This window comes from Paenibacillus sp. YYML68, from assembly GCF_027923405.1.
Taxonomy (GTDB): Bacteria; Bacillota; Bacilli; order Paenibacillales; family NBRC-103111; genus Paenibacillus_G.
The window spans coordinates 2536242-2561609 of record NZ_BQYI01000001.1 but is presented as its reverse complement, the minus strand read 5'-3'; the positions used below and the strand labels follow the sequence as shown (position 1 = coordinate 2561609).

Below are 25368 nucleotides of genomic sequence, written 5' to 3'. Positions count from 1 at the left end.
CCCTCTGCGGCTATTTTATTCTATAGTAGAAGTATACTACTAACGGCCTAATCGTTAAAGGGTGTGTCGACATTGAACAAGGTGCTAAAGCTTTACAAGCGGATCAAGCGAACGAACCAGAACGGCTTAACGTTAATTGAAGTGATGGCCGCCGTTGTCATCTTGTCCATTGCGGTGCTGTCATTCACAATGCTGTTCAGTAAAAATGTCGAGTTCTCCCACCGCGAGGAGAACCGGAACGCTGCTCTGACCGTCGCACGTACGGTCATCGAGGAGCTGAAGCCCGTGCTGCCGACAACTGGCAACGCGAATATTTTCGGTCAGCAGGTGCTGCTTGCCTCCCTGCGAGACAACAACGCGGCGACTGCACCGGCCGTCATTTACTATCCATCTGCAGCCGACCGTCAGTATCGTATTACAATTACCGACCTCGTCATTCCAGCTAGCCAATCCTTTCAGGTTCAGGACAAGCTCAAGCCGGCAAACACGTTCCAGTTCAACGTACGCGATTACTTCTCCCATATTCAGGTGCAGGTTGACGGTCTGACTTCGACAGGTGAATCGTATACGCTGCAAAGCTATATCGAACGAAATGAGGCGCGGCCATGAGCAAAATGAATGAAAAGGGCGTCTCGATCATCGAATTACTGGCAGCGATTACCATCAGTTCCATGCTGCTCGGCTTGATCGGCACCCTCATCTACCAGAGCAGCGAAAGCTTCAACACAATTACGAGCCGGCAAGCGGCTCAAGAGAAGGCGCGCTACGTTAGCGATCATATGATTAACCGTATCCGTTCCAACGCCCTCATCATCGCACAGGAGTCTCCGAACTCCGGCGTTATTTTGTCCTTAACCTCAGGCACAGAGACGATTCGTTACCGCTATGTCGCAGCTTCGCGCCAGCTGCAGATTGAGAGTAGCGCAGGCGGTTCCCCTTATATCATCTCGAATGTCACGGCCGCCTCCGTGAATCTTGGCACCGAACGACCCGTCAAGAGTCTGACACTGCAGCTCCGCTTCGAGCTGCCGCGCAGCCAGAGCCTTGACTACGACACGACGATCCGTGTGCCGACCTGGCTCACACCTTAGTTTCAGCAGGCAGCACGATTGAACGAATTCCCCTATAATTGCAAACAGAGGCTAAGTCTCACTTAGCCTCTCTTTCGCGTTCTGCCACATTATCCGCCCGTACTTGTACTCGCTGCCGCTGCGTCCAGCTTCGCCTTCAGCACCGCATTCACCTTCTCCGCATTCGTATTGAATATCGTCCAGGCGATGCTGTAGTCCTCGAAGCTTTTGCTCGCCCAGCCGCCGCGCAGCAGCTCAACTGCTGCCGACATCTTCGCGAAGCTCTTGGCGAGCTCCTCATCACCGACATCTCGCACCGTCTGCTCAAGCACCGCATACCGATCACGAATTTCGCCCATAGCGGCTGTATCCGTCTTCTTCATCGCTTGAATCAGGTCCTGTAGAATGTACGTGTTCGTAATCGCTACATATTGATACATCCCAAGCTCGGACGATTGCTTCAGCTCATCGGACTGAGCGCCGATAAAGTCCAGATTGATCGTACGCTTCAGATTGTCCCAGCTCACCTCAGCGCCCAGCATCTCACCCAGACTGCGAAGCGGCACGAAGATCGAGCCGTTATACAGGATGGAATCCTTGGATAAGCTCGCCTGCTGACCGTTGACCGCAATATGTACCCGCTCGAACATGACTTGAATCGTCTGCAAGCCGCCTGCGGCCCATACTGCAGCGGTCGAGCATGAGAGCAATATTACGGTTAGTATGGCAGCCCGCCGCATGCCGGTTAGCTTGCGCTTTCGTTTCCTCATCGAACGCATGGCATTCCCTCCCTACTTAAGGCTTCAGCGTCTCGAGCAGTGCTCGATAATGCTCCTCCGACCATGTCGGGTCCATTCTCTTATCGACCGGAACCGGCTGCAGCGGTGGCAGCTCCTTCAGCTTATCCTTGTAAGCACCAGCCGAGTAGACCGTCAGGTCCAGCGTGAGACGTACCTTCTCCCTCGTTGCCTTCGTATTCGGCATCGACTGAGTAGACGCAACACTCGTTGTACTTCCCCCTTGCTCGGATATACCGGAGGATAGCGTCCAGTTGTTCAACGCAACGAGCCGATTGAGCTGATAGAGCCCATTGACGAAGTCCACACTCTGCTTATAGGTACCTACGAGCGACAATGTAACCTTGTGTGCTTCCAGGGCAATGCCGCTGCCCATCGGAGCATTCGCACCATTCCCTGCTCCTGCAGACGGGTTGCCGCTCTGCGCAGAGCCGGGAGATGACTTCAGGGCTTCATTCAAGGCACTCAAGGAGCTCGTATCGGAGCCGTCTGTCCCCGATCGAATCTGCTCCATCACGGCGCCCGAGCTTCGCTCTATATCCCGCAGCTGCAGGTAGAACCGTACCCATTCCTCAGTAGTGGGCACCTGCTCGAGCAAGGTCAGCTTCTCTTCATCCGTCACCTTGGCCGGAATTGGCCGTGCCTGTAGCATCGTCTGCTGCTGGTTCAGCGAATCGAGCTGACTATTCAGCTGCGCCTGCTCCGTTAATACAGGTGATAGCAGAAATGCAGCCAAATACGAATTGAGCAGCAATCCGCCTGCTACCGTTGAAGCGACGATTGCGTAAGGTGACTTCAAATATGTTAAATACTTTCTCGTCATGTCCATCCGCTCATACCCCTATGCTTAAGCGATCTTGACGCCCTCTGCTATGCTGCGCCAGCTCATGGCGTCAGTTCTGACTGCTCACAGACAAGATTAGTGTGACCGCATATTTATATACCGGCTTTGCACTGACCGCTCCAGATTGTGCAGCGCCTCCCGCCCCTGTCTGACCGGTCGAAGACTGTCCGGTCTGACCAATCACAGGAGCCTGACTCTTGAATTGATTCAGCTGCTCCTGAGCCTTGCGAATATCGTCAAGTGTAATCGCCGACTGCCCGGACATCAGCATGCGTCGCTGCAGCTCCGTGCTGCCTGCTCCAGACGGAACCGGGTGGTCTGGAAGCTCTACATCGTGCTGCTGCTTCGCCATCTCACTGGTAACCATCCAGCGCAGCTCGTTCAGCAGCGCATCCCCCGGTGTCTCGGCAGGCTTCAGCGCGCTGGACATCGACTGAATATAGGCGTCCATACCGCTAGATGAGGTAGCCCCCCCGACGCTGCCGGATTGGTTGAAGGAATCGACAGGCACCAGCTGTCCGGCTGCATTAACGACTGATCTCGCAACGGTCGAGATATCGACTCGCTTCACGAGTCCCGACTGCTGTAGTCGGACGACGTATTCCATCGTCTGCTCCAGACTTGCGAAGTCGCCTAATAGCTCCACTGTCTCCACCTGCTGCTCGCCCGCTGCTGCCTTCGTATTCGCAGGCGGCTGCGCGAGAGAGGCATCGCTCTCCTCGGACGCCTTATTTTTCACCGATAACAGCCTTGCCGTCTCTGGAAGCTCCGAGGTCAGAAGATCGATCACGGGCATCCAGTTGAAGCGATCATGACTCAGCTGCTGAACCTCCTTCTGCAGCTTGTTATACTCCAGTGTCACCGAGTCGATCGTTCGCTGCTGCATCATCACCCGAACGTTAGCCGTCAGCTGATCGATCTGGGCCGCTTTATCAGTCAACCCGCTCTGAACGTACATATGAAGCGTCAGCAGGAGCGCGGCCAGCAGTGCAGTGACCGAGCCCGCAAGCACGAGCAGCGGGACGAACAGTCGTTTAATCGTCGGAATCTTAGGTACAAGATTAATATTTCTCATCATAGCGACTTCCCCCGCAGCGCGAGTCCGATTGGCACCGCATAGGTAGGGAACAGCTCAGGGAAGAACATGTTCTTGACTTGCAGCTGATCGGAATAGAACCGCTCAATCTGAAGCTGAAGACGCTCCTGCAGCATGTGCGCAATATCGTTGAGACGGCTGACATCGCCTGCCAGCACGAGCCGAGTAAATTCCTGACTGCGATTATTGAGCGTATACTTGTAGAAGTTCATTAACCGCTCCAGCTCATGTCCGAGATCGTTGCACGAATTGCGGAACTCGGCATCCGGATTCGAGAAGGTGGAGAACAGCTGATCGATCTCTGTCGTAGCCTGCGTGTTCTTCTGAACGAACGAGACAGGAATCGTCCGCGTAATTTTTAACATCCCGTTGTAGAAAATGCTGACATCCGCCATCCTCTCGTTCACATCAAGCACAAGCAGTGTCCCGAGCTTATCGGTAAATTGGGTCTCCTCGATAACACGGTACAGCGAGAACGCCTTAATCTCGAGACTCGACACCTTCAAGCCTGCCTGCTGGGCGACGCTCATATACGAATCCACTAGCTCGGAAGGCGCCGCCACGAGCATCACGTCACATTGCAGCTTCTCCTCCTCGGGCTGTAGCTGCTCCTCCTTGAACAGCGCATCAACCCCGCGAGGCTCCGCTGCCCCGCTCTCTTTGCCAGCCGCGACCTGCGCGAATACGTCTTCTTCGGCTACCTCTGGCAGCTTGTTCTTCAGCGGCCTGCTCCGCATAACTCGCAGCTTGGCGCGGATGCCTTCCTGCTCGGGTTCGCCATTCAGCTTCACGAAATCATAGATCGGCTTGTCGAAGGGCAAGTGAATGTGGTGCTTCAGCTCGAAGTCGACTAATTTGGCCAGGTCCTTAGGAGGAATGTCCGGGAACTTCAAGAAGCGCACCATAATAAGCTGGCTGGGCAGCACCATATGTACATATTGAGGCCGCTTGTTCAGCCGGGCGCTTAACGTCTGGAGCGCTCTGACGACTGCTGACGCATCGACGATCCGACCATCATCCACCGCACGTTCTGGCAGCTTCTCTACATGATACGCCGCAATCAGCGGCTTCCTCGTCCGACTGAGACGAAGCTCAGTCAGCTTGATGGCACTGTCAGTGATCTCAAGACCTAAGGAGGATGTGACGGGTGAGAGCATTCCAGTAACACTTGTTAACAGGTTGAGCATGAACGACATCCTCCTTCCTCTTCAAATCCTGAATCGCATCATCCGACCGTAACAGTAACGTATGCGATCATGTCGAGTTTTAGCGAAACTACTACTAGTCTACCATATTAGGAACGTGAAGTAGTAGCTTAACTATTGCCAATTGCAATGCTCATCTCATCGATAGGCGGTGAGGCCTTAGTTAAGAATGAATTGAATATACAGCGCAATACTAGCTTCGCCCCATAAGTAGCTGAATACCGCTCCCAGCGCAATGAACGGTCCGAACGGAATGTGGGCTTCTTGATTCTGCTTACTGAGCCTCAGCAGGACGAGACCGCCAATCAAGCCGAACAAGGATGCGGCGAACAACGTGAGCAGGGTGAGCTTGAAGCCTAACATAAGACCGATGAAGACGAACAGCTTGATGTCGCCTCCTCCCATGCCTTCCTTGCGCAGCCAGCGCTCGGAAGCCCAAGCAATGGCATACAGCAGCGCACCTCCTGCGAAGGCCGATACGACATAATACCAGAACGGCTGCGTATGGATGAACGCACGAAGAATGAGGCCGAGCAATAGCGCGAAGGCGATGATTTTATCAGGGATGAGCATATACTTCAGATCCGTTACCGTAATCGCCGACAGCACCGCCGCGAGGAACAGACCGACGAGGAGCTCAGGCGTTGGCCCCAGCTGCCAGGCCATCAGAGCGAACAGTACAGCCGTCATGAGCTCACCGAACGGGTAGATCCAGGAGATCGGCGTCCGGCAATATCTGCACTTGCCGCCAAGCACCACATAGCTCAACACAGGCACAAGATCGAGCGCTCCTAGACGATGCTTGCAATAAACGCAGTGCGAGGGCGGGTAGATGAACGAGTCGCCGGTCGGAAGACGCAGAGCTAGCACGTTCAGGAAGCTGCCGATGAGCAGGCCGAACAGACCGCAGACGACTGGAAGCGCATACGGATAGGTATGGAAGACATATGCGTACAGCTTAACCGTCTCGTGCAACAGACTCATCAGGCTAACTCCTTTACGTAAGCGTGAGATAAAGGGTAACAAAGGTAACCCGATGAGGGGTTACCTTTGTTGATTCCTACTTGATCGTGATGATCAAGTTTACTCAATAGCTACAGATACGACACCATTGTTAATCGAAATGACGAACGCCTTCGTAGAATCCGACTGCACCGTTGGCGTGGAAGAAAGGTAACCATCCGAAACTAATGTCGCCAAAGTAGGAGCTTCTGTCGCATTTGTTTCCATGACATAACGCTGAGCTGCATCAGTAATAATTCTGACCGAAGCTGCATCAGTACCCGACTTAGACTTCGAGAAGCTTCCTGTCACCGCTGCTCCGGCAACTGCTGCCAGAATACCGAGAATAACGACTACCGCCATAAGCTCGATCAACGTCATACCCTTTTGATTTTTTGTCAGTCTGAAGCGTGTGTTCATGAATTTCGTCATAGAAATTTCCCCTCTCACATTTAAGGTTCTTCCTGATTAGAAGACTTGGACCGTAGGGACAGACAACGTTGACCTTCGAATCGTTGGAGCGTCGGTCGCTTGCAGCATGAGGATGGGGTCGCTAGAAGCTCAGGAGTTCTTGCCTTACGCCTTAACCCTCTTATCCTCCCATGTTCTCCATCAGCTTGAACGACGGCAGCATGACGGCGAGCACGATCCCTCCGACGATAACGGCGAGAATCAGGATCATGATCGGCTCCAGCAGCGACTTCAGTCGGTCTGCCATCGCATCGACATCCGCCTCGTAGAAGTCAGCCACCTTCTCCAGCATCGTATCGAGCGCCCCTGTTCGTTCCCCGACCTGCAGCATCTGTACGACCATCGGCGGGAACAGCCACGAATTGCGGAATGGCTCGGCGATCGAGTTACCGGAGCGCAAGCCTTCGCGGGAGTCGCGAATGAGCTTGGCGACGACCTCGTTGCCGACGACGGTCGATACGATCGTCATCATCTGCAGCATCGGGATCGCCGCAGCGAACAGCGAGCAGAACGTGCGGCTGAAGCGCGAGAGCGCCTGCTTGTGCCACAGCTTGCCGAACACCGGAAGCTTCAGCTTGATGTAATCGAGCGCATAGACACCCTTCGGATTGCTCTTGATCACCTTCAGCGCAATCGGCGGGATGCATAACGAGATAAGCACGATATACCAGAACTGCTTCATCCAGTCGCTGATCGCGATGACGATGAGGGTCGGCAGCGGAAGCTCAAGACCCATCACCTCAAAGTTGCTCACGAGCCTCGGCACGACGAAGGTCATTAATATGATCACGACGATGATCGTTACGACCGCCATTATGGCCGGGTATACCATCGCCGATTTCACCTTTTGCTTGGTGTAATACTCTTTCTCGTAGAAGATCGCAAGACGCGTCAGCATCTCGTCGAGATTACCGCTCGCTTCACCAGCACGCACCATATTAATGAAGATGCCAGAGAAGACGCTCGGGTAGCTGGCCGCCGCATCGGAGAACTGCATCCCCCGCGACATCTCGTCGGAGATGTCGCTTAATATTTTGCGGAACTCCTTGCTCTCCGACTGCTCACTTAGCACCCGGACCGCTTCCACCATGCTGATGCCAGACTTGTACAGCGTCGCCAGCTGCCGGCAGAATACGGTGAAGTGCTCGCTCTTCACCTGCGGCGCGCCGAACTTCAGCTCCTTGTGCAGAATGCTCGTGCTCTGATCCAGTAGATCGAGTATCCACAGCCCCTTGCCTCTCAGCTCATCCATCGCGGATTGAAACGACTGGGCATCTATGGAGCCTTTGTAGTAGCGGCCATAATCGTCAACAGCGGTGTATACGAACTTAGGCATGATCGTTGCTCAGCTCCGTCTTGATCGGGATGTGTAGTCTACAGGTCAGCAAATCCGAACATCGCTTCCTTCGCGCTATCGACCGTTATGACACGGTTCTGCAGCAGCTCGCGAAGCGCCATCTCCATCGTCTGCATCCCTTGCGCCTTGCCGGTCTGCATCGTCGATCGAATCTGGTGCACCTTCTCCGAGCGGATCAGGTTCGCAATCGCCGGCGTGTTGACCATGACCTCGATCGCCGCCACGCGCCCCTGTCCGTCTGCTGTCGGCAATAGACGCTGGGCCATCACACCGAGCAGCACCGAGGCGAGCTGGACGCGTATTTGCTGCTGCGCCTCCGGCGGGAAGACGTCGATGACGCGGTCGATCGTCTGCGGCGCATCCGCCGTATGCAGCGTCCCGAACACGAGATGACCTGTCTCTGCCGCTGTAATCGCCGTGCTGATCGTCTCGAGGTCGCGCATCTCACCGACCAGTATGACATCTGGATCTTGGCGGAGCGCCGCCCGCAGTCCAGTTGCGAACGAATCGGTATCGACCCCGATCTCCCGCTGGTTCACAATACATGACTTATGCGGATGGATGAACTCGATCGGGTCCTCGAGCGTGATGATATGATCGTTGCGGCTTCGATTGATGTAGTCCAGAATCGCAGCCAGCGTCGTCGACTTCCCGCTCCCGGTAGGTCCGGTCACCAGCAACAGCCCTTGCGGCTTCCTAGCGAACTCCTCGGCCATCGGCGGCAAGCCGAGACTCTCCATCTGCGGGATGCGCGACGGGATCAAGCGAATCGTCAGACTGACGCTTCCCTTCTGCCGGAACACATTGACCCGATAACGGGAAACATCCGGAATGCCGTAGGAGAAATCGAGATCGCCGCGCTCCATGAACGTCTGGTACTGCTCACTTGTCATCAGCTCTTTCGCCAATTCGATCGTTTGTGCTGGCGTCAGCGCTTCGTCATTAATCGGCTTCAGTTCACCGTGAATGCGCAGCATAATCGGAGAGTGAACCGTCACGTGAATGTCCGATGCCTTCTTCTCATGGGCTAGCTTCAATATATCGAACATGCTCAAGCTCCATCGCCTCCTTCCAACTCAGAATTCATTCTTAATAACGAACAGTCTGCATCACGCTGCCTACTCGGTGCCCGCCACTCGGAATACTTCCACCATCGTCGTCATACCCGCTGCTACCTTGCGCAGCCCGTCCTTCAGCAGCGGCTCATACGTCCGTGTAAGCGCATAGGTACGGTAATCGCTGTCCGACCGCTTCTGTAGAATCATCGAGCGAAGTGTGTCGTCGAGCATGAGCACCTCGTGAATCGCAAGACGCCCTCGGTAGCCTGTACGCCCGCATTCCCCGCAGCCTCGACCTTTGCGCAGCATCCCCGCTTCAATCCCATGCTCCGCAAGCAGAGTGCGCTCTTCGTCTGAAGGCGCGTACTCCGTCATACAGCCTGGACAGATGCGTCTGACGAGTCGCTGAGCGACGATGCAATTGACGGCCGATGATACGAGGAACGGCTCTACCCCCATGTCGATGAGTCGGGTTATCGCATTCACGGCACTATTCGTATGCAAGGTGCTGAGCACCAGATGACCCGTCATCGCGGCACGAACCGCGATCTCGGCCGTCTCTACGTCGCGGATCTCCCCGATCATGACGATGTTCGGATCTTGACGCAGTATCGCGCGCAGCCCTCGGGCGAACGTCAATCCGGTTACCAGATTGACCTGCACCTGGTTAATGCCCTGCAGCTGATACTCGACCGGGTCCTCGACCGTAATGATGTTGGTATCCTCCCGGTTCAGACGGCTTAGCGCGGAATACAGCGTCGTCGTCTTACCGCTTCCGGTAGGACCTGTAATGAGCACGACGCCGTGAGCGCCTTGAATGCCCTTCATGAATAATCCATAATTATGCTCCGACAAGCCTAGCTTCTCGATCTCCGTCAGCGCACTGCCGAGGTCGAGAACACGCATTACGATCTTCTCCCCATGAATCGTCGGCAATGTGGAGATCCGGATGTCGACCTTGCGGAATTCAATATCCATCTCGACTCGGCCATCCTGAGGCAGTCTGCGCTCGGCGACGTTCAAGTTCGCCATAATCTTGATTCTCGCGATAATGACGCTCTGCATGTGTGGAGGCAGCGTACGCTCGGTACGCATAATGCCGTCCACCCGATACCGGATACGAAGGCTGTCCTCCTGCGGATCAATATGAATATCGCTTGCACCGATCTGAACGGCCTGGATGATGATCTGATTAACCGTCTTGACGACAGGCGAGTCTTCCTCCTCGTTCGTCTGCGGCTTGACTTCCTCGGATTCTCGGCTCTGCAAAATTTGGCTGATCTGATCGACCGACTCCTGTAGCCCGTAATACCGCTTAATCGCCCGCTGCAGCTCATCCCGCGCCGCAATGGTTGGCTCGATTCGCAATCCAGTACTCATCCTTAGCTCATCGATCGCGAAGTAATCGAGCGGGTCAGCCATCGCCAGCACCAGCTTGTTGCCCTCAGCACGGACAGGCAGCACCTGATGCTGCTCCGCCAGCCTCTGTGGAATCAAGTTAATGACCTTCGGCTCAATCTTCTGCCTATACAGCTGGATGTGCGGAATGCCGAGCTGAAATTCCAGCACCTCAATCAACTGCTGCTCTGTAATATAATGGCGGTTAATGAGAAACTCGCCGAGACGCATCTTCGTCTCCCGCTGTTCCTGCAGCGCAGAAGCAAGCTGCTCCTGTGTCAGCAGTCCCGCGTCCACGAGCAGGTCGCCGATCCGTTTACGCGGTGCCATCAGCATGACCTCCATCGCCACTCATGTCATGAAAAAATAAAATGACCCGACTTCGTATCAAGTCAGGCCCATTGCGGTGCGAAATAGAATGCTAAGCACCCGTATGTAATCATTCGCACATCGTCAACGCGCCAGCTTTAAAACTATGCCTATTCTCCTACTATTTAAGCATAGCTTCTTGCAAACCGTCAATACGATATCCGGTTGATTTCGATAATATTTTACACCTTTCGACATAAATCGACTAAATCTCATTCCAGAGGCTACCTAATTTCCCCACTTCTGAATAAATCCTTACACATAAGGAGGGTCCCATGCCTTCTTCTTCCAGCCGAGCGAATGACTGATCACCTGCATGTCACGGTCTAGCTTCACATCGACGCCGAACGGCAGCTGATGGTTATGCCAAAATCGAACGTCGCGCCACTGCACAACGTAGCCGTCCTGCTTCTCCAGCGCGCACACATGAATGCGCTGGGCGAACTGCAGGAACGCGCGCACGCCATCAATCGCCTTCGTCGCTTCAATAATTACATCACTCTCTTGCTTCTCATACATATCCTTCACTTCAATGGTCTTGCCGCGCACCACACCCGTATAAAAATAGCTGTCCGACTCGAGCACGAACTGCCAGCGCAGCCAATGCAGGCTCGGCACAACATGACAAATGCCATCCACGCCAATATGCTCTCTGACCCGCCGCACGACGTAGCCATGGTGGATCGTTCTCACCGTGATATATAAGAAGGTCACGATATATATGCCGAGGAACAGCAACCCCGGATTCGAACCAGACCCGATCCACCAGACGAGACCGGCCGCATGGATGACGAACAAGAACGGCTCAAACAGCGTCAACACATCCAGATGCTGCCACTTGCGCGAGAACGGTCGGAAGCATTGTACCCCATACGCGTTGAACCAATCGAGGAAGACGTGGAAGAACACGGCAGCGAATGACCATACGTACAGCAGGAGCACATGCTCCCACACCCCGAACCCATAAGCGATCGGCAGCGCAAGCAGCAGCGGCCAGATGAACAGCGCAGGCAGCGAATGCGTCAATCCCCGATGTGTACGAATATAGGCGGTGTACCCGCGCAATCTAGCGACCGTATCGAAGTCAGGCGCATGCGAGCCGATCATTGTAGCCGTAAGCATCGCGTGCTGCAGGGCCGGGCTGCCTGCCACCTCCGGGTGCAGCATCGCAAGTCCTGCAAGCGTCGCGCCGAATAACAAATGGCTTCCTGTATCCATCTAGACACCTCTCCTTATGCCGTTTGCGTTTGATTGCACTCCTCGGCTTCCTTCGAGGACGCGGACTGCTCGGTTCGCTCTATCGTGTGCTCCTTCTCCCACCGCTCATCCGCATTGAACCAATAGAACCATTGCGCCGGACGCTCCGTAATGACGCGCTCCATGTATTGATTCAGAAGCACTGTCGCCTCCGATCGCTCCGCCTTGTTATATGCTTCCGATAGGTGCATCGGCTCCTCGAAGCGTATCCGGTGCAAGAAGCCTCGCTCGCGCCAGCCGCAGAACGGCACCACCGGCGCCTGCATGTCAATCGAGAGCAGTGCTGCACCATCAGGTGTGCGTGTTGGCTTGCCGAAGAAGCGTGACCTGGGGAATGTCGGCCTGTAGAAATCACCCAGAATGAAGATAACCCCATTCGACTGCAGATGCTTTCTCAGCTTGCGCAGCAGCTCAAGCGGAGGCGTCGTATCATAGTCGAAGCCGTCGCAGCCGATCGCATGCATACGCAGGTACAGCGGCCTCAGCTCTTCGCTGCTTGCCGTTGCAATCGTTGTACAATGATACCGTCGGGACAAGTACCAATAATAATAGAAGAAATTGCCGACATGCGGTGTATATACGATGGCACCCTTGCCTAGCTTAAGCGCCTCCTTCAGATGCTCCTCACCCTCAGCTGCGAAGCGGCGCTCCGCTCTTGCTGGCAGCAAGTACGAGCCTAGCAATATTTCATAGACGGCGAATACCATATTCTCATAGTACCGGAATCGTTCCCGCTTCAAGCTTCTCGCATCATAATGAGGTAGCAGCCGCTCCATGTTGGACAAGATACGCTGCCTCAGTCCAGTCCCGCTTAGCCCATAGAGCAGCATGGCAATGCTCTTGCATATGAGTGCGAGGAACCAATCTGGTAGTCTTGCAGCTACACCTGCGATTGTGGACAGCACCCGCTCGTTCTTCGTTAATGCAGCAATCCATTCGTACACGACTTACGACCTCCATCTATCCAAGTCCATCCGGCATCAGCGAGTTAAGAAATGCTTCTGGTACCGCCGCGTCACCCGGTCCTTCTCCAGAATGATGAAAAAATCGACGGTGCGGAACACTTCATCATAAGCCGGATCACCGCCGATCTCAGCTCCGAGCCACTGGTACCCCTTCATGAGCGGGGGCAGCTTGCGGAACAGCTCCTTGTCCGTCAGCTCGGTCTCGATTACCTGCAAGCCGTCGATACGATGTGTCTCCAGCGGCTGGATGCCGAACCGATCCGTAATGACCTGCTTGCGATGCAGCAGCGTATAGATCAAGTTCACCTCATCCAGACTATGTAAATGTACGCTCGCGCAGCCGATCAAGTAATGATAGTTGCGCTCCGTAATGTATTGCGCGATCCCTTCCCACAGCAGCTGGATCGCCTTGCCGCCTCTGTAGGCCGGAGCGATGCAGCTTCTGCCAAGCTCCAGCGTTCGTTCTTTATAAGGCACAAAGCCCGTAAGATCGAACTCCGTCTCGGAATAGAAGCCGATATTCGACAGCGCCCGCTCCCCCGGCAACAGCCGATACGTGCCGACAACTTCGCTTGATTCGATATCTTTAACGATCAAATGATCGCAATAAGCGTCGTAAGCATCCTGCTCAAGCCCACGATCGGAGCGAAGGAGCATGTTCTTCTCCTCTTCGACAAACACCTGGTACCGCAGTCGCAGCGCCTGCTCAACCTCATCCTCCGTAGTAGCAAGCATGACCGCCAGTTGGGATGGCTCCCGAGAAGCTTGACTCGCTGTTGTGATCATCGTCAACACGCCTTTCTGATGTGGGTGATGGTTACACACTCAGCGTAGCAGACGTTTATTAAGAAGGCGTTTTCGCGTTGTTAAGCTTTTGTAACTTTCATCCAGCTTGTCCCGATGCCAAAAACGGGGCCGCATCGTGTGCGCCCCCGTTATGACTAGCTTTTTGCCTACATTCGATTGTTAACGATACGTGAAGTGACCGCAGATCTTTTATGACAGCCACATATACAGAGGCACAAACAGTACACTTGTCAAAATCGCCGCAGCTCCCATCGCGAACCCGCTGACGCTGCCAGCCAGCTCCGAATCGCGCAGCATGCGTGCTGTGCCGATGCCGTGAGAGCCTGTACCCATCGCCGTGCCAAGCGAGATGTCATCCCGAACGCCGGCAAGCTTCAACAAGGCAGGACCGAACATGCTGCCCATTAAACCGGTCAGCACCGTGAGCACCGTCGTCAGCTCAGGAATACCTCCGGCCTGACGCGAGATCTCGACGGCTACCGGCGTCGTGACCGACTTCGGCATCATCGAGAGCATGAGCTGCACGCTGCCGCCCAGACTCCAGACGAGTGCAGCTGACAGCAAGAGTGCACTAATCGAGCCTACTGTAATACCCGCGGCGATCGGCAGCGCGTGACGCCCGATGGAGCGGGCATTTTTGTATAACGGAACACCAAGAGCGACCGTGGCCGGCCCGAGTATAAAGACGAGCGCTTCCGTCCCTTGCCGATACGATGCATACGGTACGTTCAAGAGCAGCAGCAAGCCGATGAGAAGTAAGGAGCATACGAATAGCGGATGCAGCGAAGCATACCGCCTGTTCAGCCACAGGCCGAACACATAAGCGCCCAGTGTGACCGGAAGCGCAACAGCGGGCTGCTCCAGCCAGTCGGCAATCGTCATTCGACCTTCGCCTCCTTGTTGCGTCCTGCCGCCGCTCCAGCGCCCTCGTGCACCGCCTTACGGGCCAGCGTCCTAGTTGTCCATCCCGTAATAAGCATCACGCCGAACGTGCTCACGACCAGACTTACGATCATAAGCAGCGCTTGCTCCGCGAGCTCTCGATAATACGTCATCGTACCGACGACAAGCGGGACGAATAGCAGTAGCATATGTCTAAGCAAGAACTGGGCCGCTGCTTCCACCTGCTCCAGCTTCACAATACGCGAGAACAGAGCAGCGACGAACAGCAGCATCCCGAGCACGTTAGCCGGTATCGGCAATTCAAGCAAAGATTGCAGCAGCACACCTAGTCCATAGAAGGTTAATAATATAGCAATACCCACCATCCGCGCACAACACTCCCTTTCGGAATATAAAGCAGCCGCAAGGGCATCAATATAGTTGGCGCAGCGCAGATCGCGACTGCACCCATTAACGGATACCATTCAAGGAGGACTGTTCACTATGGCTAAACCAGACAACCGCGCAGACAACGTCGATCGCTTGCAAGAGAACATCAATAACACGATCGAGAACATCGAAGAAGCAGAAGACTACTTGTCGGAGCACGCAGGCGAGATCAGCGACACCGAGAAGCAGCAGATCGAGGGCAAGAACGAGCGTCGCCGCGAAAGCCTCGAGGCGTTCCGTTCGGAAATTAAAGACGAGGCGCTGCACCAGCGCAACGAGTAGCTCGGATGTAATCCCCCATAACGCAAGTTGTGGGGGATTATGCTCTGGCAGCTATTTGGCACCTATTTGGCAGCTACCACCTCGTAACGGAAATGGTCATAAGCCATATGCGTATCCGCATGGATCGCACACGCCTCCGCCAGCAGCTCCGCCGCTTCTTCGCCTTGATATCGCGAGCTGATATGCGTCAGAATGAGTGTTCGCACGCTCGCCTGCTGGGCCGCCTTCGCCGCATCGACACTTGTGGCATGATCGTAGCGCACTGCCATCTCCTTGCGCGCCTCACCGAACGTCGCCTCATGCACGAGCACGTCCGCTTGCGCCGCAAGACGTCCGATATTCGGACATGGCTGCGTATCGCCAAGTATCGTCACTATTCGGCCCGGCACCGGATCGCCGACGAATTCGCTCGGCTCCAGCCTGCGACCGTCGTCCAGCGCAATCGACTGGCCTCGTTTAATTTGGCCATAGAGAGGACCGGAACGAATACCGTAAGCCTTCAGCTTGTCCACAAGCAGCTTCCCCGCCTGAGGCTTCTCCGTAATTCGGTAGCCGTAGCTCACAACCCGATGCACGAGCGGCGCCGCTTCGACGATGAATTGCTCGTCCTCCCACAGCGTGATCAGATCCTCTGTCTCGAACTCGACGAACTGCACCTCATACCCGATATGCGAATCACTGATTCGCATCGACGTACGTACGAACTCCTCGACACCCTTCGGTCCATACACCGTCAGCGGACTGTCCCCGCCTTGATACGAGCGGCTCGACAGCAGCCCCGGAATACCGAACAGGTGATCGCCATGCAGGTGCGTAATGAACAGCTTCTCCAGCTTGCTGACTTTGACCGGAGCCCGCAACACCTGATGCTGCGTCCCTTCGCCGCAGTCGAACATCCAATACGCATTGCGCTCGGCCATCAGGTTCAGCATAATCGAGCTGACGTTCCGCTCCTTAGAGGGCATCCCTGCACCCGTTCCGAGAAAATATAGTTCCACTTCTTCATCGCTCCGTTCCAGTCTCATGTAGGATGAGATGTAGGTGAACAGCCAATCATAGGTTGAGGGCAGAGGCACGTAGCCCCCACCCTCGTCTCATACGACTAGTCTTCCATGTTAGGCGTTAAAATATCTCGCCTGCGGATGGGCGAACACAATCGCCGATACCGAAGCTTCAGGCTCCATCATACTGCCCTCCGTGAGCTGTACTCCGATCTCCGACGGCTTGAGCAGCTCGAACAGTTGCTGCTGATCGTCCAGATTCGGACATGCCGGGTAGCCGAAGGAGAAGCGCTGACCGCGATACTTCGCGCCGAAGCGCTCCTGCATCGTCATACTGGCCGGGTCCGGGAAGCCCCACTTGTCGCGCATCAGCTGATGCACGCGCTCGGCGAAGCCTTCCGCAAGCTCTAGCGCCACCGCTTGCAGCGCATGGGAGCGCAAGTAATCGCCCTTCTCGCGCCATTCGGCTGCGAGCTCGCTTACGCCATGTCCCGCCGTGACAACGAAGAAGCCGACGTAATCCATTTCGCCGCTGTCGACAGATTTCAAGTAGTCAGCCAGACACAGGTGCGGCTCGGACTGCTGTCTTGGGAAGACGAACGACTGCAGCACCTTCGACGTATCGCTCGGGTCGTAGATGAGCACCTCGTTACCGCGGGATTGTGCCGGGAAGAAGCGGTATACGGCGTGTGCCTGCAGAATACCATTCTTCAGCGCCTCTGCCAGGATGCCATCGACCGTCTCCTTCAGCTGCAGCGCCTTCGCATCCTTCTCGGCGAGCAGCTGCTCCACCTTACCCTTCAGGCCAAGGTGATGACCGAGCAGCATCTGCATGTTCACATACGGAATCAGATGGCTGAGCGGGTAATCACGCAGCACGTGCGGCTCCAGGTCAGGAGGCAGCTGCGGCGGCACCGTACGGTCGACGTTAGACGCCCTTACGCGTGTCAGCTCCGGCATCGGCGCTTCTGTGCGTCCGGATTCCTGCACGATGGAATCCATGCTCTCGCGCAGCTCGCGGATCAGCTTGATGCGCTGCTCAGGATCACTGAGCTTGTTCGCGATATCAAGTCCGTCCATCGCGTCCTTCGCGTACAAGACTGGACCGTCATATTCAGGCGCAATCCGCGTCTTCGTAAATTTACGGCTAAGCGCGGCGCCACCGACGAGTATTGGCACGTCGATCCCTGCGTTCTTCATATCTTGCGCCGTAATGACCATTTGCTGAGCCGATTTCACGAGCAGACCGGACAAGCCGATCGCATCCGGCTTTTCTTTTTTGTACGCCTCGATCAATTGCTCAGGCGGCACCTTGATACCGAGGTTTATAATTTTGTACCCGTTGTTGGAGAGGATGATCTCGACCAAGTTTTTGCCGATGTCATGCACATCGCCCTTGACCGTCGCCAGCATAATCTTGCCCTTCACCGCACTATCGGCCTTCTCCATGAACGGCTCCAGATGAGCAACGGAAGCCTTCATAACCTCGGCGCTCTGCAGCACCTCGGCAACGATCAGCTCGTTGTTGTTGAACAGACGACCTACCTCTTCCATTCCCTTCATCAGCGGGCCGTTAATAATTTCGAGCGGCGCATACTTCTGGAGCGCCTCATCGAGGTCGGCGTGGAGTCCATCCTTGGAGCCTTCGACGACATAAGCCGCAAGCCGCTCCTCCAGCGACAGATTCGACACCTTCTCCTTCTTCTCGACCTTCTTCACGCGGAAATGCGCGACGAATTCAGCCAGCGTATCGTCGTTCGTGTTGTAGATCAAGCTCTCCGCCAGCTTCCGTTCGTGCTCCGGAATCGAAGCATAACGCTCCAGCTTCTCCGTATTCACGATCGTATAGTCGAGTCCAGCCTTCGTACAATGGTACAGGTAGACTGCGTTCAGCACCTCACGGCCCGCCTCAGGCAAGCCGAACGATACGTTACTCAGACCGAGTATCGTCTCCGTATCCGGCATCGCTTCCTTAATCAGTCGAATGCCCTCAATCGTCTCGTTGGCCGAGCCAATGTATTGCTGATCTCCCGTGCCGACGGGGAAGACGAGCGGATCGAATATGATGTCGTTCGGATTCATACCGTACTTGTGAACGAGCAGATCGTAGGAGCGCTGCGCTACCTCGAGCTTGTCCTTCGCCGTAATGGCCTGACCACGCTCGTCGATCGTGCCGACGACAACAGCAGCTCCGTATTGATGGATGAGCGGGACAACCTGCTCGAATTTCTCTTCACCATCCTCGAGGTTGATCGAGTTAATGATTGCCTTACCTTGCGAATATTTAAGCCCCAGCTCAATGACACGGTGGTCGGTGGAATCGAGCATGAGCGGCACCTTAATCTTCTTCACCACAAGCTCCAGGAATCGCTCCATATCGGTAAGCTCATCTCGGTCCGGGTCCTGCAAGCAGACGTCGATCACATGTGCGCCGCCCTTCACCTGTGCACGTGCAATCTCCGACGCTTCCTCATACTTGCCTTCGGCGATCAGACGCTTGAACTTACGCGAACCGAGAACGTTCGTTCGCTCACCAACCATGTACGGACGGTTCCCATCCTCAATGTACACCGTCTCGATACCCGACACGGCAGGCGGATGTGCACCGCGATGCGCGCGCGGCTTGAACGTGCTGAGCGTCTCAGCCATCGCACGAATGTGCGCAGGCGTCGTACCGCAGCAGCCGCCGGCAATGTTAAGCCAGCCCTGCTCCGCAAAGCCAGCGAGCTTCTGTGCGAGCGACTCCGGCGACTCATGATACTCACCGTTCTCATCCGGCAAGCCTGCATTCGGATAGCAGCTGACAGCCGTACCGGCAATATCAGCGAGCGTCCGAATATGATCGCGCATGAACTCAGGACCAGTCGCACAGTTCAGTCCGACCGAGATCGGGTCCAGATGCTCAAGCGATATATAGAACGATTCGATGGATTGTCCCGCAAGCGTCGTACCCATCGGCTCAATCGTACCTGAGATCATCAGCGGCAGCCTAATACCCGTCTCCTCGTACGCTTTGCGGATACCGATGCTTCCCGCCTTCACGTTAAGCGTATCTTGACTCGTCTCGAGGAGCAGCGCATCGACACCTGCCTCGATCAACGCCAGCGCCTGCTCATAGTAGCTGTCTACGAGCTCATCGAACGTGACTCCTCCGGTGACGGACAACGTCTTCGTTGTCGGCCCCATCGCGCCTACGACATAGCGAGGAAATTCCGGCGTGCTGTATTTGTTCGCCGCCTCGATGGCAAGCTTCGCAGCCGCGAGATTGATTTCTCTCGCCTTATCCTGCAGGTCGTACTCCGCGAGAACGACGCTCGTTGCACCGAATGTATTCGTTTCGACGAGGTCGGCTCCCGCTTCGAAATATTGCTCATGGATGCGACGAATCAGCTCCGGTCGCGTCAGTACGAGTATTTCGTTACAGCCGTCGAGCTCCTCCCCGCCGAAATCATCGGCTGTCAAGTTCTCCTGCTGAATCATCGTACCCATTGCACCGTCTAAGATCATAATTTTGTGTTGCAGCTGCTCAAGCAAGCTTTTCTTCGTTGTCGTACTCATGGTACTCCCCTTTCTCTAAGGCCCTACCCACTAATGCATCGCACGTTCACGTTCGCACATGCAGCATTCTATATTATTTAGTACGCGGACATACCCGCGCAGCCTAATGGTCAAGCTAGCATTTTATCCCTTAGTGTACCAGAATTGAAACGTGATGAAAAGAAACTTCAACAATTATCTGAAGTATTTTTTGTTATTCCGATCTGTTTAGTGCGATTAATTGAGAACAATTATCGACAACACCCTCAACTTCTACTATAATACGGATAAGCGAGTCATTATGATATAGAAAGAGGGATGTCCCCATGGCACAAATTCGCATTCGCAACACGGAAGAGCGCATCCAGGGCGAGGAGAATGTACGCGCGTTTCTGGAGAAGCAAGAAGTATTATACGAGCACTGGAATCCAGATAAGCTGCCTGCCGAGCTGCAAAATAAATTCGTATTGTCCGATGAGGAGAAAGCGCAAATCTTGAATGTGTTCGACGAAGAAATTCGCGACTTGGCTGAACGTCGCGGCTACAGAACTTGGGACATCGTTGCATTGTCCGAAGCAACTCCTAACCTCGACGAGCTGCTGAAGAAATTCGAGAGCGTGCACACACATACCGAGGATGAAGTGCGCGCCATTACAGCGGGAAGAGGTATCTTCATCATTAAGGGAACAGACGACGTAGGCTACTTCGATGTAGAGCTCGAAGCTGGCGATGTCATCTCCGTACCCGAGTATAAGCCGCACTTCTTCACGCTGATGGAGAACCGTCAAATCGTAGCGGTTCGCCTATTCATCGAAACCGAAGGCTGGATCGCTCACCCGTTCGAGGATTCAACATTCCAAAAGGCATAACAGTTACGTAATTGTAAAAAACGATGCTCGTCTGATGATCGAACGGATCAACTGAACGAGCATCGTTTTTTATTTGAGAACAGATGTGCTGCTTATGCTTAATTCTGTTGTATGCTACAATTCATCCAAGATCGGCTGAATATCGCGCAGACTTGCAATCTGGAATACCGGCTCGATATCAGCATTGCGATCGACATGGTGACGATTAATCCACATATTGCGCATGCCAACTGTGTTGGAACCCAGAATATCAGTCGTTAGCTTATCACCGATCATAACGCCTTCCTCGGGCTTGATCTGAAGAAGCTCCATCGCATGGTGGAAGATTGAGGCAGCAGGCTTACCTTCCCCGAATTCACCCGAGATGATGATGTGCTCGAAGTATGCCGCCAGCTGAGGAACTCCTGCCAGCTTCTCCTTCTGCAGGTCAGGAGAACCGTTGGTCAGCAGAAGCAGCTTGTAGCGCCCCTTCAATTGATCAAGCACCTCGAACGTTTCCTCATACACATATGGACGCGATCTGCGCTCAGCCGGGAATTGTTCAGCCAGCCTAGCTCCTAGCTCAGCATCATCAATCCCTGATGCCTTAAGACCGTTCGTCCACGATTGCTTCCGATACTCAGGCGCCAGCGCTTGCAGCTTACGGAACTCCTCCTGATGACCGGAGGTGAAGTTCGCCCAGAGTCCTTCGAACGGATTAATGCCGATCATCTTGGTGAATGGATACGTCTCGTAAGACTCATACAGCGCCCGAGCTTCACGCCGAACCAGCTCCCCCAATTGAGCCGCATCCAGCTCATAATGCTTAGCTGCCTCTGCACATGTAGCTTCGAACGCCTCCTGCACACTACGATCATCCCACAAGAGCGTATCATCGAGATCAAACAGCACAGCTTTAATCGTCATCGGTTTACTCCTCTTTCTCCCCTAATTAGGATTGCTTATTTACTGCTACTTGATTTTTTTCAGCAAATTCGATAAGCTTTGCGTTCATTGCTTCCATTGGCATTTGATGGAACAGCTTCGAGAATACCCAGCGTCCGTTCTTCCCCTTGAACCGGATCACGACTGCGTCCTTGCCGATCGTAATGTCCTCAATCTGTTCTGCGTCATAGTAGCGATCTCCGCCGAATCGACGCGAGCTGATGGAATGCTTCGATATTTTGAGAAGCGGTCTGCGCACCCAGTAAATAAGGAGAGCAAGCAATATGTAGCTCGCGCTCGTTACCCAATACATCGAGCTCTGATCAGGCTGTTCTCGAAATACCATAAAGCTGAAAACGCCGATTGCAACTAGCACAAAGGGCATCACCCAGCTACGCCCCTTGAACGTATCTGTTCCGTCTGAAGATCTTACAGAAGGCGTGACACCTTTCTTCTTTCTTACATCCTTCGCATTTTTACGTACCATTCGTTCCCACTTACGCGACATGATTGATTCCCCTTATGTGTCCAATGTATTAACCCTTGTCCTCTTCGTCGACAAGCTTGATATTCTCGAGCTGATTTCTCAAGTTTGATTTGAACGAATCAATGTACTTTCTTCGCAGCTCGTCTCTTTCCTCAAGCTCGGCCGGGGTTAATCCTTCAGACTTAAACTTGCGGGCCAATTCATTGATACGCTTGACTGTTGCGTCGTGATCTGACTCGTGCATGCTATTCCTCCCAATCGCGTCTAGTTCGTGCTGAGTCCCAAACCGCGAAATATACGGGTTTTGACCGGGAATTATATCAATAATACTTTGACACTAGATCATACGATTGTCAAGCGATGTGCACGAGTATTAGTCGGGAAGAATTAGCTTCTGTCCAGCCTTGATGGATGAATCCTTAAGTCCGTTCAGCTTCTTCAGCTTATAGATATATTCCTTAATACCGAATTGACCGGTTGAATAGTCAGAAGCAATCCCCCACAGCGTGTCACCATATTCCACGATAATCGTTCGGTGTTCGATCGGCTTCGTATCAGCCGCATACACGTCTGTCTGACCGAAGCTGGCCGATACGAGCAGAATAATCAGAACGATCCCAAGCAACGTTGCTCCCGCCGCCGCCATTCGCTTCACTTGCTTGCGCTTGTTCCACTTCGAAGCTTCGATCTTCTTACCTTGCGCGATGCTGCCTGTATATGTATGTATCATTATTTACCACTCCCCCAAACAAATGTTCTGATAAAAACATATCACGAACCTATGTTCGTGTCAATATTTTGCCAGAACTCATGTTTGTACGAACGGCTATTCTGTGTTATACTTTAAACAATATAATTCCTATAATTGGAGTGATTCGATGAGCAAGATTTCCTCCCGTCAGCAAGCCATATTGAACTTCATTAAGAATGAAGTTAAAGATAAAGGCTATCCACCCTCCGTTCGTGAAATCGGCGAAGCCGTCGGATTAGCCTCCAGCTCCACCGTGCACGGGCACCTCGAGCGGCTGGAGAAGAAGGGTCTCATTCGCAGAGATCCTACGAAGCCTAGAGCCATTGAAATTACAGACGGCGAAGCAACAGACGGCGCCTTCTCCGTATCTGTATCACGCGTTCCCCTCATTGGGCGGGTTACGGCCGGTGTGCCGATTACTGCAACCGAGAACATTGAAGACTATTTCCCATTGCCTAGCCACTACGTCGGCGATCACAACGTGTTCATGCTGAGCGTCATCGGCGAAAGTATGATCGAGGCCGGCATTCACAATGGGGATTACGTCATCGTACGTCAGCAGCAGACGGCAACTAACGGCGAGATCGTCGTTGCGATGACCGAGGATGATGAGGCGACCGTCAAGACGTTCTATAAGGAGAAGGATCATATTCGTCTTCAGCCAGAGAATCCGACGATGGAACCGATTCGTCTAACGAACGTCACCATTCTTGGCAAAGTTATCGGCGTGTTCCGTAACATCCACTGATCAATCTGACCGCATTAACGCACAAGCAATTCCATAAGCAAGTAAAGACGAATAAGCCCTGATCTTACAGCGATCATCTGATCTGCCGTATGAATCAGGGCTTATTTAGTGCTTGCTGAACAAGATTATATACAGCCTTCACCCCCCGGGTTGGTACACGTAGCCATTGCAGGCTGAGATGCGTAGGATTTATTTCTTGACATTGATGTATAATTTCAATATAGTACTGACTAGTTGGTATGTTATGGGAGGGCATAAACATGAAGCATATAGACACAAGTATTCCGCTTAAAAAAGACAAGCTTCTTGAGGCTGCACTTTCACTTATGCTCGCGAAAGGCTATCATGGAACAACGGTCGATGAGATCTGCGTCCAAGCAGGTGTGACCAAGGGTAGCTTTTTTCATTACTTCAAGTCCAAGGAAGATGTTGGCAAAGCCGCTATTGAACAATTTGAGAGGCTTCAACTCCATTTCATTGCCGAAGCTGGATTGAATGGAATCCATGACCCGCTAGAAAAGCTGCACGCATTTTTAGATTTTTTCTCCGAGATGGCGAGCAATCCCGACTCCCCTAGTAGCTGTCTGGTAGCGGTGATGACGCAAGAATTGGCCGAAACGAGCGAAGTTTTTCGCGCGTTATGCGAAGAGAAACTGCTTAATAATACGAAACTGTTGAAGTCAATCTTCGACGAACTCTCACTGACTACACCAGCCTTGAAGCTAGATGGCCAACAGCTTGCGGATTATTTTTTCTCAACCTACCAAGGCTCACTGATCCTAGCGAAAGCGAGAAATGACAGAGAGGTAATCAAATGTAATATAGAGTATTTCAGACAATATATTTCTTGCTTGCTGAATAACCATTGATCGATGAACCCGGTTCCATACACAACGCGCATCATATGCGTGTTTTGCTTTAGATATACACATACCAACTGGTTGGACTTAAATTGAAATGAAAGGGTGTTCGACGGTGAATTTTATTAATGGCCTGACGTCACGGCACGATAGAGCTAGAATCGTTAGGATTCCGATCCTTCCTCTCCATATGGTGAATGCTTATTTAGTTATAGGGCTGGATGGATGCATCCTCATCGATGCAGGGCTGCCGGGATCAGAACACAAAATTGGGCAAGCATTGTTCCGAGAAAATCGATCTTGGAAAGACATCAAGCTGATTATAATAACTCATGCGCATGTCGATCATGCGGGCAGCGCCGCGAAGATTCGAGAACTGTCAGGAGCACCGATATTGGCTCACCAAGCGGACGCGAAGCATTATAGCCGGGAGTCTCCCATGACCTTCTGCCCGACGGGCTGGTTCGGCCGGTTATTTATCAAGACGCCATTAATGTTTGAACCTTACATTGGATTCGAACCGAATATTCTGCTTGGAGAACAAACGCATATCAATCTTGACTGTTACGGGGTCGATGGTGTGGTGAAGCATACGCCTGGCCATACGGCCGGATCGATATCGATCGAACTGGCCTCCCGCCAGGCCTTTGTCGGGGATCTCGTCGCTTCCGGCATATTATTGGGCGGGATCATTAAAACTCATAGAGCCATACGACCTCCTTTCGAGGACGATCCTCACAGAGTTGCGCACGAATTAACACGCATACTCGAAACTGGAGCACAAACATTTTATTTGGGGCACGGTCATCAGTTACAGGCGCAAGAGGTGAAGCGCCACGTTCTAAATCTGCTGCGTTTACCTGAGAAAAATTAGAAGGAAG

At 53.5% G+C, this 25368-nt stretch carries 27 protein-coding genes; 7 read left to right on the top strand and 20 right to left on the bottom strand.

Annotated elements, in window-relative coordinates; translation table 11 throughout:
* Positions 1-81 precede the first annotated feature (81 nt).
* Positions 82-609: a type IV pilus modification PilV family protein gene (locus tag PAE68_RS11770; RefSeq protein ID WP_397379460.1), complete on the top strand. Its 528-nt coding sequence runs from the start codon at positions 82-84 to the stop codon at positions 607-609.
* Positions 606-1091: a type IV pilus modification PilV family protein gene (locus PAE68_RS11765; protein ID WP_281887226.1), complete on the top strand. Its 486-nt coding sequence runs from the start codon at positions 606-608 to the stop codon at positions 1089-1091. Before PAE68_RS11770 ends, PAE68_RS11765 begins: the two co-directional genes overlap by 4 nt.
* A gap of 89 nt (positions 1092-1180) precedes the next feature.
* Here PAE68_RS11765 and PAE68_RS11760 read toward each other — a convergent pair whose 3' ends face one another.
* The 14 genes from PAE68_RS11760 to PAE68_RS11695 all read right to left on the bottom strand — a co-directional run bounded on the left by PAE68_RS11760 (position 1181) and on the right by PAE68_RS11695 (position 14964).
* Positions 1181-1849 (bottom strand): stalk domain-containing protein, encoded by a 669-nt coding sequence (locus tag PAE68_RS11760; RefSeq protein ID WP_281887223.1) that lies wholly within the window; start codon positions 1847-1849, stop codon positions 1181-1183.
* A gap of 16 nt (positions 1850-1865) precedes the next feature.
* Positions 1866-2696: a hypothetical protein gene (locus PAE68_RS11755; RefSeq protein ID WP_281887220.1), complete on the bottom strand. Its 831-nt coding sequence runs from the start codon at positions 2694-2696 to the stop codon at positions 1866-1868.
* A 64-nt stretch (positions 2697-2760) separates the two neighbouring features.
* Complete coding sequence (locus tag PAE68_RS11750; protein WP_281887218.1) at positions 2761-3789, bottom strand: hypothetical protein; 1029 nt, start codon at positions 3787-3789, stop codon at positions 2761-2763.
* Positions 3786-4994 (bottom strand): type IV pilus biogenesis protein PilM, encoded by a 1209-nt coding sequence (pilM, locus tag PAE68_RS11745; RefSeq protein ID WP_281887215.1) that lies wholly within the window; start codon positions 4992-4994, stop codon positions 3786-3788. Before pilM ends, PAE68_RS11750 begins: the two co-directional genes overlap by 4 nt.
* A gap of 177 nt (positions 4995-5171) precedes the next feature.
* Positions 5172-5996, bottom strand: a complete 825-nt coding sequence (locus PAE68_RS11740) for a prepilin peptidase (RefSeq protein WP_281887212.1) — start codon at positions 5994-5996, stop codon at positions 5172-5174.
* Positions 5997-6095: 99 nt separating this feature from the next.
* The gene (locus PAE68_RS11735; RefSeq protein ID WP_281887210.1) at positions 6096-6446 is read right to left on the bottom strand and encodes a competence type IV pilus major pilin ComGC; all 351 of its coding nucleotides are present in this window, start codon (positions 6444-6446) and stop codon (positions 6096-6098) included.
* Positions 6447-6606: 160 nt separating this feature from the next.
* Positions 6607-7821 carry a type II secretion system F family protein gene (locus tag PAE68_RS11730; protein ID WP_281887208.1) on the bottom strand — a complete coding sequence of 405 codons (1215 nt, stop codon included), beginning with the start codon at positions 7819-7821 and terminating at the stop codon, positions 6607-6609.
* A 38-nt stretch (positions 7822-7859) separates the two neighbouring features.
* Complete coding sequence (locus PAE68_RS11725; protein ID WP_281891035.1) at positions 7860-8891, bottom strand: type IV pilus twitching motility protein PilT; 1032 nt, start codon at positions 8889-8891, stop codon at positions 7860-7862.
* Between the two features lie 69 nt (positions 8892-8960).
* Positions 8961-10628: a GspE/PulE family protein gene (locus PAE68_RS11720; protein WP_281887206.1), complete on the bottom strand. Its 1668-nt coding sequence runs from the start codon at positions 10626-10628 to the stop codon at positions 8961-8963.
* A gap of 294 nt (positions 10629-10922) precedes the next feature.
* Positions 10923-11885, bottom strand: a complete 963-nt coding sequence (locus PAE68_RS11715; RefSeq protein ID WP_281887203.1) for a metal-dependent hydrolase — start codon at positions 11883-11885, stop codon at positions 10923-10925.
* A gap of 14 nt (positions 11886-11899) precedes the next feature.
* Positions 11900-12868 carry a lysophospholipid acyltransferase family protein gene (locus PAE68_RS11710; protein WP_281887200.1) on the bottom strand — a complete coding sequence of 323 codons (969 nt, stop codon included), beginning with the start codon at positions 12866-12868 and terminating at the stop codon, positions 11900-11902.
* A gap of 36 nt (positions 12869-12904) precedes the next feature.
* Positions 12905-13675, bottom strand: a complete 771-nt coding sequence (locus PAE68_RS11705; RefSeq protein WP_281887198.1) for a GNAT family N-acetyltransferase — start codon at positions 13673-13675, stop codon at positions 12905-12907.
* Positions 13676-13885: 210 nt separating this feature from the next.
* Positions 13886-14578 (bottom strand): LrgB family protein, encoded by a 693-nt coding sequence (locus PAE68_RS11700; RefSeq protein ID WP_281887196.1) that lies wholly within the window; start codon positions 14576-14578, stop codon positions 13886-13888.
* Positions 14575-14964 carry a CidA/LrgA family protein gene (locus tag PAE68_RS11695; RefSeq protein ID WP_281887194.1) on the bottom strand — a complete coding sequence of 130 codons (390 nt, stop codon included), beginning with the start codon at positions 14962-14964 and terminating at the stop codon, positions 14575-14577. Before PAE68_RS11695 ends, PAE68_RS11700 begins: the two co-directional genes overlap by 4 nt.
* A 118-nt stretch (positions 14965-15082) precedes the next feature.
* On the opposite strand from PAE68_RS11695, the gene tlp reads away from it, so the two are divergent.
* Positions 15083-15310, top strand: a complete 228-nt coding sequence (tlp, locus tag PAE68_RS11690) for a small acid-soluble spore protein Tlp (RefSeq protein WP_281887192.1) — start codon at positions 15083-15085, stop codon at positions 15308-15310.
* Positions 15311-15372: 62 nt separating this feature from the next.
* Here the strand turns inward: tlp and rnz are convergent, their stop codons facing one another.
* Positions 15373-16308, bottom strand: a complete 936-nt coding sequence (rnz, locus tag PAE68_RS11685; RefSeq protein WP_281891033.1) for a ribonuclease Z — start codon at positions 16306-16308, stop codon at positions 15373-15375.
* A 117-nt stretch (positions 16309-16425) separates the two neighbouring features.
* Positions 16426-19869, bottom strand: coding sequence for a methionine synthase (metH, locus tag PAE68_RS11680; RefSeq protein ID WP_281887190.1), 3444 nt, complete (start codon positions 19867-19869; stop codon positions 16426-16428).
* Positions 19870-20174: 305 nt separating this feature from the next.
* Between metH and PAE68_RS11675 the strand changes: the two genes are divergently transcribed.
* Positions 20175-20717 (top strand): 1,2-dihydroxy-3-keto-5-methylthiopentene dioxygenase, encoded by a 543-nt coding sequence (locus PAE68_RS11675; RefSeq protein WP_281887188.1) that lies wholly within the window; start codon positions 20175-20177, stop codon positions 20715-20717.
* A gap of 114 nt (positions 20718-20831) precedes the next feature.
* On the opposite strand, the gene PAE68_RS11670 is transcribed toward PAE68_RS11675, so the two are convergent.
* The 4 genes from PAE68_RS11670 to PAE68_RS11655 form a co-directional block, all read right to left on the bottom strand.
* Positions 20832-21623 (bottom strand): HAD family hydrolase, encoded by a 792-nt coding sequence (locus PAE68_RS11670; RefSeq protein WP_281887186.1) that lies wholly within the window; start codon positions 21621-21623, stop codon positions 20832-20834.
* 25 nt (positions 21624-21648) lie between these two features.
* Positions 21649-22149, bottom strand: coding sequence for a hypothetical protein (locus tag PAE68_RS11665; RefSeq protein ID WP_281887184.1), 501 nt, complete (start codon positions 22147-22149; stop codon positions 21649-21651).
* 28 nt (positions 22150-22177) lie between these two features.
* Positions 22178-22372 (bottom strand): DUF896 domain-containing protein, encoded by a 195-nt coding sequence (locus PAE68_RS11660; RefSeq protein ID WP_281887182.1) that lies wholly within the window; start codon positions 22370-22372, stop codon positions 22178-22180.
* 129 nt (positions 22373-22501) lie between these two features.
* Positions 22502-22858, bottom strand: coding sequence for a LysM peptidoglycan-binding domain-containing protein (locus tag PAE68_RS11655; protein ID WP_281887180.1), 357 nt, complete (start codon positions 22856-22858; stop codon positions 22502-22504).
* A gap of 148 nt (positions 22859-23006) precedes the next feature.
* Here PAE68_RS11655 and lexA point away from each other — a divergent pair, with 148 nt between their 5' ends.
* The 3 genes from lexA to PAE68_RS11640 all read left to right on the top strand — a co-directional run bounded on the left by lexA (position 23007) and on the right by PAE68_RS11640 (position 25361).
* Positions 23007-23627, top strand: a complete 621-nt coding sequence (gene lexA / locus PAE68_RS11650) for a transcriptional repressor LexA (protein ID WP_281887178.1) — start codon at positions 23007-23009, stop codon at positions 23625-23627.
* Positions 23628-23887: 260 nt separating this feature from the next.
* A complete protein-coding gene (locus PAE68_RS11645) occupies positions 23888-24496 on the top strand; it encodes a TetR/AcrR family transcriptional regulator (RefSeq protein ID WP_281887176.1) in 609 nt (202 codons plus the stop codon).
* Positions 24497-24602: 106 nt separating this feature from the next.
* Positions 24603-25361: an MBL fold metallo-hydrolase gene (locus PAE68_RS11640; RefSeq protein WP_281887174.1), complete on the top strand. Its 759-nt coding sequence runs from the start codon at positions 24603-24605 to the stop codon at positions 25359-25361.
* Positions 25362-25368: the final 7 nt, after the last annotated feature.

Bases quoted from the DNA above. Each gene is read 5' to 3' on its own strand.
- PAE68_RS11725 (WP_281891035.1), bottom strand. From the start codon at position 8,891: ATGTTCGATATATTGAAGCTAGCCCATGAGAAGAAGGCATCGGACATT.
- PAE68_RS11675 (WP_281887188.1), top strand. From the start codon at position 20,175: ATGGCACAAATTCGCATTCGCAACACGGAAGAGCGCATCCAGGGCGAG.
- PAE68_RS11720 (WP_281887206.1), bottom strand. From the start codon at position 10,628: ATGGCACCGCGTAAACGGATCGGCGACCTGCTCGTGGACGCGGGACTG.
- PAE68_RS11740 (WP_281887212.1), bottom strand. From the start codon at position 5,996: ATGAGTCTGTTGCACGAGACGGTTAAGCTGTACGCATATGTCTTCCAT.
- pilM (WP_281887215.1), bottom strand. From the start codon at position 4,994: ATGCTCAACCTGTTAACAAGTGTTACTGGAATGCTCTCACCCGTCACA.
- PAE68_RS11760 (WP_281887223.1), bottom strand. From the start codon at position 1,849: ATGCGTTCGATGAGGAAACGAAAGCGCAAGCTAACCGGCATGCGGCGG.
- PAE68_RS11645 (WP_281887176.1), top strand. From the start codon at position 23,888: ATGAAGCATATAGACACAAGTATTCCGCTTAAAAAAGACAAGCTTCTT.
- PAE68_RS11730 (WP_281887208.1), bottom strand. From the start codon at position 7,821: ATGCCTAAGTTCGTATACACCGCTGTTGACGATTATGGCCGCTACTAC.
- PAE68_RS11665 (WP_281887184.1), bottom strand. From the start codon at position 22,149: ATGTCGCGTAAGTGGGAACGAATGGTACGTAAAAATGCGAAGGATGTA.
- PAE68_RS11715 (WP_281887203.1), bottom strand. From the start codon at position 11,885: ATGGATACAGGAAGCCATTTGTTATTCGGCGCGACGCTTGCAGGACTT.
- tlp (WP_281887192.1), top strand. From the start codon at position 15,083: ATGGCTAAACCAGACAACCGCGCAGACAACGTCGATCGCTTGCAAGAG.
- PAE68_RS11735 (WP_281887210.1), bottom strand. From the start codon at position 6,446: ATGACGAAATTCATGAACACACGCTTCAGACTGACAAAAAATCAAAAG.
- PAE68_RS11705 (WP_281887198.1), bottom strand. From the start codon at position 13,675: ATGATCACAACAGCGAGTCAAGCTTCTCGGGAGCCATCCCAACTGGCG.
- PAE68_RS11660 (WP_281887182.1), bottom strand. From the start codon at position 22,372: ATGCACGAGTCAGATCACGACGCAACAGTCAAGCGTATCAATGAATTG.
- PAE68_RS11750 (WP_281887218.1), bottom strand. From the start codon at position 3,789: ATGATGAGAAATATTAATCTTGTACCTAAGATTCCGACGATTAAACGA.
- metH (WP_281887190.1), bottom strand. From the start codon at position 19,869: ATGAGTACGACAACGAAGAAAAGCTTGCTTGAGCAGCTGCAACACAAA.
- PAE68_RS11755 (WP_281887220.1), bottom strand. From the start codon at position 2,696: ATGGACATGACGAGAAAGTATTTAACATATTTGAAGTCACCTTACGCA.
- PAE68_RS11695 (WP_281887194.1), bottom strand. From the start codon at position 14,964: ATGGTGGGTATTGCTATATTATTAACCTTCTATGGACTAGGTGTGCTG.
- PAE68_RS11765 (WP_281887226.1), top strand. From the start codon at position 606: ATGAGCAAAATGAATGAAAAGGGCGTCTCGATCATCGAATTACTGGCA.
- lexA (WP_281887178.1), top strand. From the start codon at position 23,007: ATGAGCAAGATTTCCTCCCGTCAGCAAGCCATATTGAACTTCATTAAG.
- PAE68_RS11700 (WP_281887196.1), bottom strand. From the start codon at position 14,578: ATGACGATTGCCGACTGGCTGGAGCAGCCCGCTGTTGCGCTTCCGGTC.
- PAE68_RS11655 (WP_281887180.1), bottom strand. From the start codon at position 22,858: ATGATACATACATATACAGGCAGCATCGCGCAAGGTAAGAAGATCGAA.
- PAE68_RS11670 (WP_281887186.1), bottom strand. From the start codon at position 21,623: ATGACGATTAAAGCTGTGCTGTTTGATCTCGATGATACGCTCTTGTGG.